Source organism: Shigella dysenteriae (assembly GCF_022354085.1).
GTDB classification, from domain to species: domain Bacteria; phylum Pseudomonadota; class Gammaproteobacteria; order Enterobacterales; family Enterobacteriaceae; genus Escherichia; species Escherichia coli.
Genome location: NZ_CP055055.1, coordinates 2,474,737 through 2,490,807, shown reverse-complemented (window position 1 = coordinate 2,490,807; position 16,071 = coordinate 2,474,737). Strand labels below are relative to the sequence as shown.

At 51.1% G+C, this 16,071-nt stretch carries 17 protein-coding genes; 4 read left to right on the top strand and 13 right to left on the bottom strand.

The window, feature by feature from the left end:
* Positions 1-321: 321 nt before the first annotated feature.
* The 10 genes from nth to blr all read right to left on the bottom strand — a co-directional run bounded on the left by nth (position 322) and on the right by blr (position 7,929).
* On the bottom strand, positions 322-957 hold the full coding sequence (gene nth / locus HUZ68_RS11870) for an endonuclease III (protein ID WP_001030339.1): 636 nt from the start codon (positions 955-957) through the stop codon (positions 322-324).
* Complete coding sequence (gene rsxE, locus HUZ68_RS11865) at positions 957-1,652, bottom strand: electron transport complex subunit RsxE (protein ID WP_001289657.1); 696 nt, start codon at positions 1,650-1,652, stop codon at positions 957-959. Before rsxE ends, nth begins: the two co-directional genes overlap by 1 nt.
* A gap of 3 nt (positions 1,653-1,655) precedes the next feature.
* Positions 1,656-2,276 (bottom strand): electron transport complex subunit RsxG, encoded by a 621-nt coding sequence (rsxG, locus tag HUZ68_RS11860; RefSeq protein WP_097489822.1) that lies wholly within the window; start codon positions 2,274-2,276, stop codon positions 1,656-1,658.
* A 3-nt stretch (positions 2,277-2,279) separates the two neighbouring features.
* Positions 2,280-3,338: an electron transport complex subunit RsxD gene (gene rsxD, locus HUZ68_RS11855; RefSeq protein ID WP_115740028.1), complete on the bottom strand. Its 1,059-nt coding sequence runs from the start codon at positions 3,336-3,338 to the stop codon at positions 2,280-2,282.
* Positions 3,339-5,561, bottom strand: a complete 2,223-nt coding sequence (gene rsxC, locus HUZ68_RS11850) for an electron transport complex subunit RsxC (RefSeq protein WP_000915761.1) — start codon at positions 5,559-5,561, stop codon at positions 3,339-3,341.
* Positions 5,554-6,132: an electron transport complex subunit RsxB gene (gene rsxB, locus HUZ68_RS11845; RefSeq protein ID WP_239594222.1), complete on the bottom strand. Its 579-nt coding sequence runs from the start codon at positions 6,130-6,132 to the stop codon at positions 5,554-5,556. The genes rsxC and rsxB overlap by 8 nt, the downstream gene beginning before the upstream one ends.
* Complete coding sequence (gene rsxA, locus HUZ68_RS11840) at positions 6,132-6,713, bottom strand: electron transport complex subunit RsxA (protein WP_000133193.1); 582 nt, start codon at positions 6,711-6,713, stop codon at positions 6,132-6,134. Before rsxA ends, rsxB begins: the two co-directional genes overlap by 1 nt.
* 76 nt (positions 6,714-6,789) lie before the next feature.
* Positions 6,790-7,230: a DUF2569 domain-containing protein gene (locus tag HUZ68_RS11835; RefSeq protein ID WP_000214176.1), complete on the bottom strand. Its 441-nt coding sequence runs from the start codon at positions 7,228-7,230 to the stop codon at positions 6,790-6,792.
* A gap of 85 nt (positions 7,231-7,315) precedes the next feature.
* Positions 7,316-7,531 (bottom strand): transcription modulator YdgT, encoded by a 216-nt coding sequence (ydgT, locus tag HUZ68_RS11830; RefSeq protein ID WP_000217950.1) that lies wholly within the window; start codon positions 7,529-7,531, stop codon positions 7,316-7,318.
* Between the two features lie 272 nt (positions 7,532-7,803).
* Complete coding sequence (blr, locus tag HUZ68_RS11825; protein WP_001300888.1) at positions 7,804-7,929, bottom strand: division septum protein Blr; 126 nt, start codon at positions 7,927-7,929, stop codon at positions 7,804-7,806.
* Positions 7,930-8,171: 242 nt separating this feature from the next.
* Between blr and HUZ68_RS11820 the strand changes: the two genes are divergently transcribed.
* The gene (locus tag HUZ68_RS11820; RefSeq protein ID WP_001282516.1) at positions 8,172-9,212 is read left to right on the top strand and encodes an oxidoreductase; all 1,041 of its coding nucleotides are present in this window, start codon (positions 8,172-8,174) and stop codon (positions 9,210-9,212) included.
* A 34-nt stretch (positions 9,213-9,246) separates the two neighbouring features.
* On the opposite strand, the gene add is transcribed toward HUZ68_RS11820, so the two are convergent.
* From add to malX, 3 genes are all read right to left on the bottom strand, one after another.
* On the bottom strand, positions 9,247-10,248 hold the full coding sequence (add, locus tag HUZ68_RS11815) for an adenosine deaminase (protein WP_000567490.1): 1,002 nt from the start codon (positions 10,246-10,248) through the stop codon (positions 9,247-9,249).
* A 103-nt stretch (positions 10,249-10,351) separates the two neighbouring features.
* Positions 10,352-11,524 carry a bifunctional maltose regulon transcriptional repressor/cystathionine beta-lyase MalY gene (malY, locus tag HUZ68_RS11810; protein ID WP_097490076.1) on the bottom strand — a complete coding sequence of 391 codons (1,173 nt, stop codon included), beginning with the start codon at positions 11,522-11,524 and terminating at the stop codon, positions 10,352-10,354.
* Between the two features lie 9 nt (positions 11,525-11,533).
* Complete coding sequence (gene malX / locus HUZ68_RS11805; RefSeq protein ID WP_097490075.1) at positions 11,534-13,126, bottom strand: PTS maltose transporter subunit IICB; 1,593 nt, start codon at positions 13,124-13,126, stop codon at positions 11,534-11,536.
* Positions 13,127-13,300: 174 nt separating this feature from the next.
* Here malX and malI point away from each other — a divergent pair, with 174 nt between their 5' ends.
* The 3 genes from malI to uidR all read left to right on the top strand — a co-directional run bounded on the left by malI (position 13,301) and on the right by uidR (position 16,027).
* On the top strand, positions 13,301-14,329 hold the full coding sequence (gene malI / locus HUZ68_RS11800) for a mal regulon transcriptional regulator MalI (protein ID WP_000179513.1): 1,029 nt from the start codon (positions 13,301-13,303) through the stop codon (positions 14,327-14,329).
* Positions 14,330-14,440: 111 nt separating this feature from the next.
* A complete protein-coding gene (gene hdhA, locus HUZ68_RS11795; RefSeq protein ID WP_000483353.1) occupies positions 14,441-15,208 on the top strand; it encodes a 7-alpha-hydroxysteroid dehydrogenase in 768 nt (255 codons plus the stop codon).
* Positions 15,209-15,436: 228 nt separating this feature from the next.
* Complete coding sequence (uidR, locus tag HUZ68_RS11790; protein ID WP_000969092.1) at positions 15,437-16,027, top strand: DNA-binding transcriptional regulator UidR; 591 nt, start codon at positions 15,437-15,439, stop codon at positions 16,025-16,027.
* The last annotated feature ends 44 nt before the right edge of the window (positions 16,028-16,071 follow it).

Genomic DNA, 16,071 nt, shown 5'->3' with positions numbered 1-16,071 from the left:
GCGTTTTTCCTAGTGAGATAGTCCAGTTTCTGAAAAATAGCCAGTGTAATGTTTTGTAGGTCAATATTTGTTGCGTGTGTAAATTTAAATGATTTTAACCTGATTCTTGCAATGTTTTTACATTGCCACAGCATCGTGATCTTGATCACGAATGAATAGAAAATTTCGCTATTAAAAAAACAATTAACCTGCATTTTTGGTTATCCGCAAACGGATTACCTGATGATAACGCTAAGCAATGGCATCATTGACGTTAAAAAGATGTTTTAAAAGAGGATAAAGAAAGGTTATCAATGGGGTAATCGGTGTTACCCCTTTTCTTCAGATGTCAACTTTCTCTTTGTATTCACAAAGATCTTCAATAATACAAGAGCCACAGCGGGGCTTGCGGGCAATGCAGGTATAACGCCCGTGCAGGATCAACCAATGGTGGCAGTCGACTTTAAACTCTGCCGGAACCACTTTCAGTAGCTTTTCTTCTACCTGTTCGACGTTTTTCCCCGGCGCAAATTGAGTACGATTACAAACGCGGAAAATGTGCGTGTCGACAGCAATAGTCGGCCAGCCGAATGCAGTGTTTAATACGACGTTGGCTGTTTTACGACCTACGCCGGGCAGGGCTTCAAGCGCAGCACGATCTTCCGGAACCTCGCCATTATGCTGCTCCAGTAAGATACGGCAGGTTTTGATGATATTTTCTGCTTTGCTGTTATAAAGCCCAATCGTTTTGATATAGGTTTTCACCCCTTCAACGCCCAGTTCAAGCATCGCTGCAGGCGTATTCGCCACCGGGTAGAGTTTCGCCGTCGCCTTATTAACACTGACATCGGTCGCCTGAGCGGAAAGCAGTACGGCAATCAGCAATTCAAAAGGCGAACTGAAATTAAGCTCGGTGGTGGGATGAGGATTGTTCTCACGCAGGCGAGTGAGGATCTCCAGGCGTTTTGCTTTGTTCATCAGACATTCCCTGTTTCACCGTTTGGCAATGCACGTTCGGCAGCTGCTTCAGTACGGCGCTTTTTCATTCTTTCATCAATCAGGTATTTTCCTGCCAGCATCAGTCCCAGGCCAATAAATGCACCTGGTGGCAGCATCGCCAGCAGGAAAGGGGAGTCGGTGTGGAAAATCTCCACGCGTAATACTTTTGCCCAGCTACCTAACAGCGCATCTGCACCGTCAAACAATGTGCCATTGCCGATAATTTCGCGTAGTGAACCCAGCACGAACATGGCGCAGGTTGCGCCCATACCAATTGAAAAGCCGTCCAGTGCCGAAAGCGCCGGACCTTTTTTGGCGGCGAAGGCTTCAGCGCGGCCCACAACGATACAGTTAGTGACAATCAGCGGAATAAAAATCCCTAATGATTGATACAGGCCAAAGGCGTAGGCGTTGATCAGCATCTGTACAGCGCTGACCACCGAGGCGATGATCATCACGTAAATGGGAATGCGGATCTCGGCTGGCGTCCAGTGACGCAGCGTCGAAATGGTCAGGTTGGTCAGCGTCAGTACCAGCGTAGTCGCAAGTCCTAAACCCAGAGCGTTAGTGGCAGTGGACGTGACCGCCAACAGAGGACAAAGGCCGAGCAACTGGACCAGCGCAGAGTTGTTTTTCCACAACCCCTGAACAATAACGTCTTTAATTTCGCTCACGCTTTATTCTCCACAGGCAGGAAGTTGAGAAAGTTGTGCCGGTAACGTCTGAGCGTACAATCCGGCGCGTTTTACCGCATTAACCACCGCGCGGGGAGTAATCGTCGCGCCGGTGAACTGGTCGAAATCACCACCATCTTTCTTCACCGCCCAGTGCGCATCATCCGCACCACTGATTTTTTTACCCGCAAAATGGGTGATCCAGTCAGAAAGGCGCAGTTCGATTTTATCGCCAAGCCCTGGCGTTTCGTGGTGCTCTGTCACGCGCGTGCCAAGTACCGTGCCGTTAAAATCGGCTCCCACCAGCAGCTGAATCGCACCGGAATAGCCATCTGGCGCGGTTGCTTCCAGAACGGCGGCTACCGGTTTGTCATCCTGTTTGGCGATGTAAACCCGATGCTCACCTTTACCTAACTCTGGCGCAGTTACCAGATAGCAACTCTGTGCCAGCGCATTGTTATAGCGTTCGGCTGGCAGCACCTGATCAAATAACGTCTTTTGTTGCAGACTGGCCTGTTCTGCAATCGTCGTTTTGGTCATCTGGTTGATGGCCGCAGTTAACCCTGTTGAACCCGCTGCAAATAGCGCCAACGTAATGCCGTGTTTTCGGATAGTTTTCAGCATGGTTTACCCTTTGCGATGGCCGTAGACGCGCGGACGCGTGTAGTAATCGATCAGAGGAACCGTGATGTTCGCCAGCAGGACGGCAAAAGCCACGCCGTCAGGATAGCCGCCGTAACTGCGGATCAACCAGACTAATAAGCCCGCAAGCGCGCCGAAAATAAGACGACCACGATTGGTCGTAGAAGCGGTAACCGGGTCAGTCAAAATAAAGAATGCGCCGAGCATGGTCGCTCCAGACAGCAGATGAATTTGCGGTGCTGCCAGTGTTTCTGGTGAGAACAACCAGCCCAACGTTGCGCATAACGCCAGCGTTACTAAGAAGCTGAGGGGAATATGCCAGCGAATCGCTTTCTGCCATAGCAACCATACGCCGCCAGCCAGCCAGGCGAGATTTACCCATTGCCAACCAGCGCCCGCCAGAATACCGCTGTAGATCGGATATTGCATAATCTGTTCAACCGAATGACCGGCACGGACAGAGGTTTTAAATGTATCCAGCGGTGTCGCCTGACTAATGCCATCAATACCTAAGCGTAGTGTGTTCATATCACCACCACTGGCGGTATGTCCGCTGAAAATAACCTGTATGGCGTCGATAAAACCAGGGATGTTGACCGCAATTTCATGTGGCGGTAACCAGCTGGTCATCTGCACCGGGAAGGAGATCAGTAAGACCACATAACCAATCATTGCCGGATTAAACGGGTTTTGCCCCAGACCGCCATACAACTGTTTAGCGATGATCACCGCAAACACCGTACCCAGCACGACCATCCACCATGGCGCGAGGGGGGGAATACTTACCGCCAGCAATAAGCCTGTCAGCAATGCTGAGTTATCTTTCAACGTTGCGGCTACCGACTGCTTGCGTAGTTTGAGTACGAGAGCTTCGGCTAACAGAGCACTAACCGATGCCAACAGGATCTGAACGAGAGTACCCCAACCAAAAAACCACAGTTGCGCTGCGATTCCTGGCACGGCTGCGAGCAACACCAACAGCATAATGCGCGATGTCTGGCGCTGGTTATGGGTATAAGGGGAGCTAGCTATTCTGAATACCATTTAGTCCTCGTTTACAACCTTCTGCTGGGCGGCTTTTTTGGCCTGAGCGCGGGCAATAGCCGCGGCAACTGCCGCTTTGCGCGGATCAACCTGTTCTTCTGGTTCTGCGTTAGTCTGTTGCTGTTCCAGCTTGCGCGCTTTGGCACGGGCAATAGCGGCTTCGACGGCGGCTTTGCGCGGATCAACCTGTTCTTCTGGTTCCGCATTAGCCTGTTGCTGTTCCAGTTTGCGCGCTTTGGCTCGGGCAATAGCGGCTTCGACGGCGGCTTTGCGCGGATCAACCTGTTCTTCTGGTTCCGCATTAGACTGTTGCTGTTCCAGCTTGCGCGCTTTGGCACGGGCAATAGCGGCTTCGACGGCGGCTTTGCGCGGATCGACCTGTTCTTCTGGTTCCGCATTAGCCTGTTGCTGTTCCAGCTTGCGCGCTTTGGCACGGGCAATAGCGGCTTCGACGGCGGCTTTGCGCGGATCGACCTGTTCTTCTGGTTCCGCATTAGCCTGTTGCTGTTCCAGCTTGCGCGCTTTGGCGCGGGCGATAGCTGCTTCAACGGCAGTTTTACGTGGATCAGCAACGGTTGCTGCGTCGTTAGTTTGCTGCAGTTCTGCCTGTTTCGCTCTGGCTTGCGCTTTACGGGCTTCCCGTGCTGCAATAATTGCACTGTTATCCGGGCGTTCGCCCGCTTTAATCACAATAGGCTGTGTAGCCTGGGCCTGTTTCTCTTTCACCCGCGCCAGAGCGGCAGCAATCGCATCTTTATCTTTGGCTGCAGGTTGAACGGCTGCGCTCTTATGTCGTTCAAGGCGAGCCGCTTTTTCGCGCTCCAGACGAGCCTGGCGCGCTTCGAAACGCGCTTTGGCTTCTGCGGCGCGCTTTTCTTCCTGACGAATAGCCGCAATTTCAGCTTTTTCCTGACGGAAATATTGCACCAGGGGAATATTGCTCGGGCAAACCCACGCGCAAGCCCCACATTCAATGCAATCAGCAATGTTATGCGTGGTAGCTTTATCGTGTTGCTGACCTTTGCTGAACCAGTACAACTGTTGCGGCAAAAGATCCGCAGGGCAGGCGTCAGCACAGGCGCTACACCGGATGCAGCTTTGTTCTTCCTGTGGTTCGCCAAGTTCATTGGCAGAGGGAGCCAACAGACAGTTGGTAATCTTTACGACCGGGACATCCAGCCATGGCAAGGTAAAGCCCATTAGCGGGCCACCCATAATCACCATTTGATCGGCAGAGGGGCAGAATCCGGCATCATTCAATAAATGACGCACTGGCGTCCCCAGCCGTGCCCAGACGTTGCCCGGGCGAGCGATTGCTTCGCCAGTCAGGGTTACAACACGCTCGGTAATCGGCTCGCCATCAATAACGGCACGTTTCACTGCATAAGCAGTGCCGACGTTTTGCATTAATACGCCGATATCGGATGAACGCCCGCCATGTGGAACCTGCTTCCCGGTCAGAATGTAGGTTAATTGTTTAGCACCGCCAGAAGGATATTTGGTTGGAATCACCCGCAGAGAAATATCGTTAGAGTCCGCCAGCACCGCGCGCAGCATGGAAATCGCCTGCGGTTTGTTATCTTCAATGCCGATAAGAATTTCGCGTGGCTGCAGAATATGCGCAAGAATGCGAATACCCTCTACGACCTGAGCCGCGCAATCCTGCATCAAACGGTCATCGGCGGTAATGTACGGCTCGCACTCAGCCGCGTTGATAATCAACGTTTCAATCTTATCTCCGCCACCCTGCAATTTAACGCCTGTCGGGAATCCTGCACCGCCCAGCCCGGCTACACCAAACTGATGTATGCGCTCGATTAACTCTTCGCGACTGCGAGTGCGATAATCGGCCCAGCCGTCGCGCGGGATCCAGCAGTCTTCACCATCGGCATCAATAATCACGCTTAATTCAGCTAAAGCTGAAGGATGAGCCGTAGAGTGGGGCGCAATAGCCGTAACGGTACCCGAGGTGGGCGCGTGAACAGGCAGCATTTTGCCGCGACCACGGGTAAGCGGCTGGCCGCGCAATACTTTATCGCCGACGCTAACGCACAACTCACCTTCAGCGCCAATATGCTGTTTCAGTGGAATAACAAAACGCTGCGCCAGTGGTACCTGGCGCAGGGGTGTACCGTTGGACTGGGTTTTCATCTCCGGTGGATGGATGCCGCCGTTGAAATCCCAGATTTTATTTTTTCTGAATGCAGAGAATAACTTAAGCATGGTGTTCCACGGGAATGATACGCACGGGAATGGTGTTCAGATCCCATTTCCAGGAGTCAGGTGTTTCTGCGACCGGTTGCAACGAGATGCAGTGCGTCGGGCACGGATCAACACATAAATTGCAGCCCGTACAGAGATTACTCATTACCGTATGCATGGCACGGGTAGCGCCAACGATGGCGTCTACCGGACAAGCCTGAATACATTTAGTGCAGCCAATACAGTTATTTTCATCAATAACCGCCACCATCCGCGCAGGCGTTAGCTCTTGCGCTTCGCCATCCAGCGGCTGCGGCTCGACATTAAGCAACTCGGCAATTTTTAGCATCACAGCTTCGCCACCTGGGGCGCAACGGTTGATTTTTTCACCGTTACAGCTGATGGCTTCCGCGTAGGGGCGACAGCCGGGATAACCGCACTGACCACACTGGCTCTGCGGTAAGATTTCGTCAATTTTCTCAACGACCGGATCGTCTTCCACCGCAAAACGGCGGGAGGCATAACCCAGAATGGCGCCAAACGCCAGGCCCAGCAGGCTCACGGCGGCAACGGCAATCCAGATAGCATTCATTACAACTTCACCAAACCACTAAAGCCCATAAAGGCCAGAGACATAAGACCTGCGGTAATTAACGCAATGGCATTACCGCGAAAAGGTGCCGGGACATCAGCCACAGCAAGGCGTTCGCGGATGGCGGCGAAGAGCACCATCACCAGCGAGAAACCGACAGCGGCGGAAAAACCGTACAGCGCCGACTGCAAGAAATTGTGCCCGAGATTGATATTCAGCAACGCCACGCCGAGCACTGCACAGTTGGTGGTGATAAGCGGCAAAAAAATCCCCAGCAGACGGTAAAGCACCGGGCTGGTTTTGCGCACCACCATCTCGGTGAACTGCACGACCACAGCAATCACCAGAATAAATGCCAGGGTGCGCAGGTAAATCAGATTAAGTGGGATCAAAATCCACGTATCGATAAGCCAGGCGCAAATAGACGCCAGCGTCATCACAAACGTTGTTGCCAGCCCCATGCCCATCGCGGTTTCCAGTTTTTTGGAAACCCCCATAAACGGACAGAGACCGAGAAACTTGACCAGTACAAAGTTATTGACCAGTACAGTTCCGACAAACAGTAACAGGTAGTCAGTCATTTTTCGGCCTGAAATAAAAAAGCCGCCTATTATCCGTTAATCCAGAGCAGGCGACAACAGGTTAACTGTAAGGTTATTACGGATTCACAAACGTCGCTTTTACCCGCGACGAGCGTTTGAAATAGGGGACGATCAATGCGGTTGCCAACAAAGTAAACAGCAACTGGCGAACGGCTATGCCATCTTCCACGGGTGAAAAAGCGAATGCTTTTACTGCCAGCAATACGGAAATAAGCAGCCAGATAATATAGTGTTTAGGAACACAACGCCGACGTTTAAAGAAAGCGATGGTCAACCACAGTGTGTAATACCACATGGCGATAGCGGTAATAAAAGAAACGCCCCATAAGATTTGTGTCGTCAGTGCTTGTCCGCCGAGCGTTTGAAATGTTTGCGGAGAAGATAACGCAGCGGTATACAGCAACAACGCCAGCGTCGTACTCAACAGAGCGACTAAAAGCCAGGCCAACGGGCCAAGCAACCAGCCTCCAATACGTTGTGGCGTTGTGGTGGTCATAGGTTCTCCAGAATAGCGACGCAAACAGGCAAATCTAATTTTAGGGGCGTTATTATAAGGCTTTTATAACCGATCGCTACTTTCTTTATTGGACATAGTGCCAGACGGACTTCGGTACCTGGCCGAGGTCAAACAAACGCCCGCCAGAAACCAGCTCTGCGCGACGGTGATCGGCAGCACGATACATATTGATCAGTTCCTGATCGTCCGTCAGGGTGTAATTAAGATGGTCGTAGAGTTTTTCCAGACTTTCGAGTGAACTGATTTTGCGAAATTTTAATAAGTAGTCCTGAACAGTCATAAAAGGTCCATAAAATAATTAATACCAAAGGGGTAGGTATTATTAGTGATGATAAAATTTCACCAAAAGTGAACGCTTGTGTTATTACAATAATAAGAATGCGCTGATGGCAAATATTCAGGGATGAAAAACTGCTCTGAAAAGAGTAACGCGCTTTACTATCCCTGACAATCACCAACAACATCGAACAAGATAATAAATTCCTGGTTTAATATCCGACAAGTGAAAACATGCACCCGGACGGGCAGCATGTCGCTCCACAAGTGCAGAGCTTACTTGTGTTGTACCGAAGCACTCTGTTCAGGTGGCTGATAGTTGTCAATGTGACTCGCCACGCCAAGAAGAATGACTGAAACGACAAGAACGATCCAACCTGTTAATTCAATAAGACGATTCATTACAGCCCACATCTCTCTTGATTGATCCATTAACTTCAGGGGGTAAATGTTACTTAGCAATAATAGCTCCAGCAAGATTTTTACTGAGGTTTTTGCGATATTTAGCTTTTGTCGTTGGAAAATTCGCTATTTTTTTGACTTAAGTTAAACAACATCCCTTATTGCTGGCAGGTTATTAAACTGTTGAGCGTGGGTAAAGGATAGTGTCAAATAGCCATCATACTTCAATGAGAGGCAATGACATGAGCGACAACATCCGTGTTGGGTTGATTGGGTATGGTTATGCGAGCAAAACCTTCCATGCGCCCCTGATTGCGGGCACGCCCGGGCTGGAACTGGCGGTAATCTCCAGCAGTGATGAAACAAAAGTAAAAGCCGACTGGCCAACGGTTACGGTTGTCTCTGAGCCGAAGCATCTGTTTAACGATCCCAACATAGACCTGATTGTCATTCCTACACCCAACGATACCCATTTCCCGTTAGCCAAAGCGGCGCTTGAGGCGGGTAAACATGTGGTCGTTGATAAACCCTTTACCGTGACACTGTCACAAGCGCGAGAGCTGGATGCGCTGGCAAAAAGCCTGGGGCGTGTGCTGTCTGTATTCCATAACCGTCGCTGGGATAGCGATTTCTTGACGCTAAAAGGTTTACTCGCGGAAGGCGTGCTGGGTGAAGTTGCTTACTTTGAGTCTCATTTTGACCGCTTCCGTCCGCAGGTGCGCGATCGTTGGCGTGAACAGGGCGGCCCAGGCAGCGGTATCTGGTACGATTTAGCACCACATCTTCTTGATCAGGCCATTACGCTTTTTGGTTTACCGGTCAGCATGACGGTAGATTTGGCACAGTTACGGCCCGGAGCGCAGTCGACCGATTATTTCCACGCCATCTTGTCCTATCCACAGCGGCGAGTCATTTTACACGGTACCATGCTGGCAGCCGCTGAGTCAGCACGGTATATCGTGCATGGATCCCGAGGCAGTTATGTGAAATATGGCCTCGATCCACAGGAAGAACGTCTGAAAAATGGCGAGCGTCTACCGCAGGAAGACTGGGGCTACGATATGCGTGATGGCGTACTTACCCGCGTGGAAGGTGAGGAACGTGTCGAAGAAACGCTGTTGACGGTGCCTGGGAATTATCCGGCTTACTATGCGGCTATTCGTGATGCGTTAAATGGCGATGGTGAAAATCCGGTTCCGGCAAGCCAGGCAATCCAGGTAATGGAGTTGATTGAGCTGGGCATCGAATCCGCCAAACATCGCGCGACTTTGTGCCTTGCATGAAAAATGGATGGTGCAATTTGCACCATCCATTTTGTTACTTCGCGGCGACTTTTTCTCGCAGTGCGCGTTTTTCCTCAGCGCTGAGGAAAGCCATTTCCAGACCATTAATCTGTGCCTGGCGGATTTGCTCGCGGGATAACCCAGCAGCTGGCGCGGCAACGGTATATTCGTGAATGATATCCACTCCCTGTACGCCGGGATCGTCAGTGTTAATGCTGGCACGAATGCCATGCTCAAGGAACGTTTTCAGCGGATGTGCAGCCAGCTCTGCTACGGTGCTGGTCTGAATATTGGAGGTCAGACAGGATTCAATACCAATTTGTTGCTCGGCGAGAAAATCCATCAGCGCCCGATCTTCAATGGCTTTTACGCCATGTCCAATACGCTCCGCACCCAGTTCACGAATCGCCTGCCAGATGCTTTCCGGCCCGGCAGCTTCGCCTGCATGGACGGTAATATGCCAGCCCGCATCACGCGCGCGGTTGAAGTGAGAAAGGAACAGACTTCCCGGGAAACCAAGTTCATCACCGGCTAAATCAAGTGCGGTAATCTGGTCACGGTGGGCTAAAAAGGCCTCCAGCTCTTGCTGACAGGCGGCTTCGCCGAAGGTCCGGCTCATAATGCCGATAAGCTTCGCCTGCACACCAAAGGTGCGGCAACCTTCACGTACGCCATCGATCACCGCTTCGACAACACCCGCTACAGGCAGCTGATGTGCCATTGCCATGTAGCCTGGTGAAAAACGCAGCTCGACATAGTGCAGGCCGTGACGGGCTGCATCTTCAATGTTTTCAAATGCCACGCGGCGACAGGCATCAAGAGAGGCGAGAACTTTAACGCCCCAGTCAAGTTTGGTCAGAAAGCTCACCAGATCGGGTTCGTTGGCAATGACCTGAACGTGGGGAATCAGTGTTTCCAGGGATTGTGCAGGAAGCGAGATATTATACTGGCGGCCAAGTTCAAGAATGGTCTGGGGACGAATGTTGCCATCAAGGTGGCGATGGATATCAGTTAATGGCAGGGTGGTATCAATCATGGTCGCACTCTTTTTCTGAATATAAAAGTGCGCACCATTATAAAAACAAAGCAGGGTAAAAATCCACGATTGCGCAACGATTTTTTACGTTGCGCAATTGGGGTTAGCGAACAGCGCGGATGGCGTTTATTAATCCAGCCACACCTTTTTCCAGTTTCGAACGTGGGCAGCCGGCATTGAGACGGACAAAACCACGACCTTCTTCACCATAGGTATACCCCGGCATGATCGCGACTTTTTCTTGCTCGATAAGCGCTTTTTGCAACGCGTTGTCGTCAATATTCAACGGACGTAGATCAAGCCAGGCCAGATAAGTGGATTGCGGGATCTGCCAGTTGAGTTCAGGAAACGCGGCGTTCATTTTATCTGAGATATACGTCAGGTTATCTTTCAGATAGACGCGTAAGGCATCCAGCCACGGTGCACCTTGCTGATAGGCGGCGATATGGGCAGTTAACGCCAGTACCGAAGGGGAAGAAAGCCCATCACGTCCTTTCAGTGCCGATAAATAGGCATCACGGCTGCTGCTATTTTCTATAATCCCGTAAGCACCGGTCAGCGCGGGAATATTGAAACTTTTCGAGCCCGACGTCAGCAACGCCCAGTCTCCCCGCGCCACATTACTCCAGGGAATATGCGGCTGCTCGCCCCAGACCATATCCATATGGATTTCATCGGAAATAACCCGCACACCATGACGCTCGCACAGGTCAGCCATGATCTCCAGCTCATCGCACGTCCACACTTTTCCGGTAGGATTCTGTGGGCTACACAGGAGCATAATTTTACATTCTGGTTTCGCCAACACGGCTTCCAGCTTGCCCATATCGCAAAACCAGCCGTCAGCCTGCTTCTCTAAAGCAACGGGCATTACTGTGCGCTGATTACCTTCAATGGCCTTGTAAAATGCGTCATAGGCGGGTGTGTGGATCACCACGCCTTCACCTGTTTCAGACCACTGACGAATCAGTTCTGAGACCATATAGATAACAGAAGGGCCATACACCACCGACTGAGGATCGATGGCGGTGTAATGCTGGGTGGAAAACCAGTGGGCAATAGCCGCGAGAAACTCATCGTTCTTCCAGCGGCTGTAGCCAAACACGCCGTGCATCAGGCGCTGATTCAGCGCCTCGATAATGCAGGGGGCAGTGGCAAAATCCATGTCTGAAATCGTGAACGGTAACAGGTCAGCAGTGCCGAAACGGTCAGCGACATAATCCCACTGCGTACACCATGTGCCATGACGATCCACGACCTTTGAAAAATCGAACATATCTTATCCTTATGCCTGGACAGTATGCATCAGACCGGCCATTTCATCTTTTACTGACTGAACTTGTGGCCCGATAACAACCTGCAGGTTATGTTGATTAAGTTGTACTACGCCAATTGCCCGATTGTCCTTCAGTGCCTGCACATTAACAAGCGACATATCTTTAACAGACAAACGCAGACGGGTAATGCAGTTATCGAGGCTGACAATATTGTCGGCACCGCCTAATGCTTCGAGGATTGCAGGAACGTTGTAACCTGATTTACCCGGCGCACCGGCAACGGCTTTTTCGATTGAACTGGCAACTTCGCTATCGCGTCCCGGGGTTTTCAGATTGAAGCGGGTGATAGCGAAACGGAAGATGACGTAGTAAACGACAAACCAGATTGCCGCCACCACTGGCACCATGTACCACTTGGTTGACAGACCATGCAAAATACCGAACACCACAAAGTCGATGATATTGCCGTCGGTATTACCGATGGTGACGCCGAGCACAGACATGACGGTGAAGCCGAGGCCAGTTAACAGCGCGTGGATAACATACAGAACTGGCGCTACGAACAGGAACAGGAATTCCAGCGGTTCGGTCGTGCCGCCAACGACACAGGCGATCAGGCCAGAAATCAGCAGCCCTTTAATTTTATGGCGATTTTCCGGGCGCGCGCAGTGATACATCGCTAACGCTGCACCTGGCAGACCGCCGAGAAACGCAGGCATTTTGCCTTGCGAAAGGAAACGCGTGGCGCTTTCAGAAAAACCGTGAGTGGTCGGGCAACTCAATTGCGCCTGGAAGATGGTCAATGCGCCGCTGACGGTTTGACCGCAGACTTCCTGCGTGCCACCTGCGTCGGTAAAGCGAATTAATGCCACCAGAATGTGATGCAGACCAAACGGCAACAGCAGACGTTCACCGGTACCAAACAGCATCGGTCCGAAATCACCCGCGCTATTGATCATATGGCCTAAGCCGCTAATACCCATGGCGAAAATCGGCCAGACTAATGGAATCACCAGGCCGACAAGGCCCATCACCAGCGAGGAGATAATTGGTACGAAGCGCGTACCGCCGAAGAATGCCAGCGCATCCGGCAGGCGGATATTATGGAATCGCTCATGCAGCATCCAGACGATAATACCGGCGATCACCGCACCGAGGATCCCGGTGTCGATCGACTGGATCCCAAGAATGCTCTGGATGTTATTGGCTTTCAGAAACGCGGCATCCGTGGTTGGCAGAATGCCTTTATTGGTCAACCAGAAGTTTACCGCGAGGTTCATTACCGCATAACCGACGAAGCCAGCGAATGCCGCTACGCCTTTGTTTTCGCGTGCCAGGCCCAGCGGGATGGCAATACAGAACATGACTGGCAGGAAACTAAAAGCAAACGAGCCAATCTTACTCATCCAGGTAAAGATAGCCTGCAACACGGGATTGCCCAGGACCGGGATCAGGGTGATGACATCGTGGCTACTAAGGGAACTACCAATGCCGAGCATAATGCCGCAGAACGACAATAATGCCACGGGTAACATGAAGGTTTTGCCTAACTGCTGGAAGAACTCCCACAGTGTGACTTTCGGTGCTGTTTTCGCCGTCATAAAACGACTCCTCGTAGAGAACAATCTGGATTCAGTAAATTGCGCGAGAAGATAAAACGTTTTATCAAATTTTAGTGAGGCATAAATCACATTACGCAACGATAATAGCGGGTATAAGATAAATAAAAGGTAAAACGTTTTATCTGTCACATAATCAGGGAGTAGGTCATCTGCATGGCTACCGCCAAAAAAATAACCATTCATGATGTTGCGCTGGCTGCGGGCGTGTCGGTAAGTACCGTTTCGCTGGTGCTTAGTGGCAAAGGGCGAATCTCTACCGCCACAGGAGAACGCGTTAACGCCGCCATTGAAGAGCTGGGATTTGTGCGCAATCGCCAGGCGTCGGCGCTGCGCGGCGGGCAAAGCGGCGTCATTGGTTTGATCGTCCGTGATTTATCTGCGCCGTTTTACGCCGAATTGACGGCCGGATTGACGGAAGCTCTGGAAGCGCAGGGACGGATGGTTTTTTTGCTTCACGGCGGTAAAGACGGCGAGCAGCTGGCACAGCGGTTTTCACTGTTACTGAATCAGGGTGTCGATGGTGTGGTAATTGCCGGGGCTGCAGGAAGCAGCGATGACCTGCGACGGATGGCAGAAGAAAAAGCTATCCCGGTGATTTTCGCTTCCCGTGCCAGTTATCTTGATGATGTTGATACGGTTCGCCCGGACAACATGCAGGCTGCACAGTTGTTGACGGAGCATCTCATTCGCAATGGGCATCAGCGGATCGCCTGGCTGGGAGGGCAAAGTTCCTCATTAACCCGTGCAGAACGGGTGGGGGGCTATTGTGCAACTCTACTAAAATTTGGCCTGCCGTTTCACAGCGATTGGGTGTTGGAGTGCACTTCCAGCCAGAAGCAAGCCGCGGAAGCTATCACGGCGCTTTTACGTCATAACCCGACCATCAGTGCCGTGGTTTGCTATAACGAAACTATTGCGATGGGGGCATGGTTTGGTTTGCTGAAAGCAGGGCGGCAAAGCGGGGAAAGCGGAGTCGATCGTTACTTTGAGCAACAGGTTTCGCTGGCGGCATTTACCGATGCGACACCAACCACACTTGATGATATACCCGTTACCTGGGCCAGCACGCCTGCGCGGGAACTTGGTACCACACTTGCGGATCGCATGATGCAAAAAATCACCCATGAAGAGACGCATTCACGCAATCTTATTATTCCCGCCCGGCTCATTGCGGCGAAATAATCCTCTCTTTATCTGCTATACCTGGTAGTGTCCTTTCCTCAAGGTTAATGATAAAAAATGTGGCACACAGGCGGTGCCTTTTATTTTTACTGAAGTTCACAGGAGGTTTATGTGTTTAATTCTGACAACCTGAGACTCGACGGAAAATGCGCCATCATCACAGGTGCGGGTGCAGGTATTGGTAAAGAAATCGCCATTACATTCGCGACAGCTGGCGCATCTGTGGTGGTCAGTGATATTAACGCCGACGCAGCTAACCATGTTGTAGACGAAATTCAACAACTGGGTGGCCAGGCATTTGCCTGCCGTTGTGATATTACTTCCGAACAGGAACTCTCTGCACTGGCAGACTTTGCTATCAGTAAGCTGGGTAAAGTTGATATTCTGGTTAACAACGCCGGTGGCGGTGGACCTAAACCGTTTGATATGCCAATGGCGGATTTTCGCCGTGCTTATGAACTGAATGTGTTTTCTTTTTTCCATCTGTCACAACTTGTTGCGCCAGAAATGGAAAAAAATGGCGGTGGCGTTATTCTGACCATCACTTCTATGGCGGCAGAAAATAAAAATATAAACATGACTTCCTATGCATCATCTAAAGCTGCGGCCAGTCATCTGGTCAGAAATATGGCATTTGACCTGGGTGAAAAAAATATTCGGGTGAATGGCATTGCGCCGGGGGCAATATTAACCGATGCCCTGAAATCCGTTATTACACCAGAAATTGAACAAAAAATGTTACAGCACACGCCGATCAGACGTCTGGGCCAACCGCAAGATATTGCTAACGCAGCGCTGTTCCTTTGCTCGCCTGCAGCCAGCTGGGTAAGCGGACAAATTCTCACCGTCTCCGGTGGTGGGGTACAGGAGCTCAATTAATACACTAACGAACCGGTAAACAGCCGTATGTGTTGTTTACCGGGATAGCGTGTGCAATTCATCAACGTCTCTGCTAAACAACTGGCAGCCAAATCACGGCTATTGGTTAACCAATAGCTGGATGAAAAGCATACGAATAGAGTGTGCCTTCGCACTATTCAACAGCAATGATAGGCGCTCACCTGACAACGCGGTAAACTAGTTATTCACGCTAACTATAATGGTTTAATGATGGATAACATGCAGACTGAAGCACAACCGACACGGACCCGGATCCTCAATGCTGCCAGAGAGATTTTTTCAGAAAATGGATTTCACAGTGCCTCGATGAAAGCCATCTGTAAATCTTGCGCCATTAGTCCCGGGACGCTCTATCACCATTTCATCTCCAAAGAAGCCTTGATTCAGGCGATTATCTTACAGGACCAGGAGAGGGCGCTGGCTCGTTTCCGGGAACCGATTGAAGGGATTCATTTTGTTGACTATATGGTCGAGTCTATTGTCTCTCTCACCCATGAAGCCTTTGGGCAACGGGCGCTGGTGGTCGAAATTATGGCGGAAGGGATGCGTAACCCACAGGTCGCCGCCATGCTTAAAAATAAGCATATGACGATCACTGAATTTGTTGCTCAGCGGATGCGTGATGCCCAGCAAAAAGGCGAGATAAGCCCAGACATCAACACGGCAATGACTTCACGTTTACTGCTGGATCTGACCTACGGTGTACTGGCCGATATCGAAGCGGAAGATCTGGCGCGTGAAGCGTCGTTTGCTCAGGGATTACGCGCGATGATTGGCGGTATCTTAACCGCATCCTGATCCTCTCATTTCGCGGGCTGGTGATAACTGTGCCCGCGTTTCAT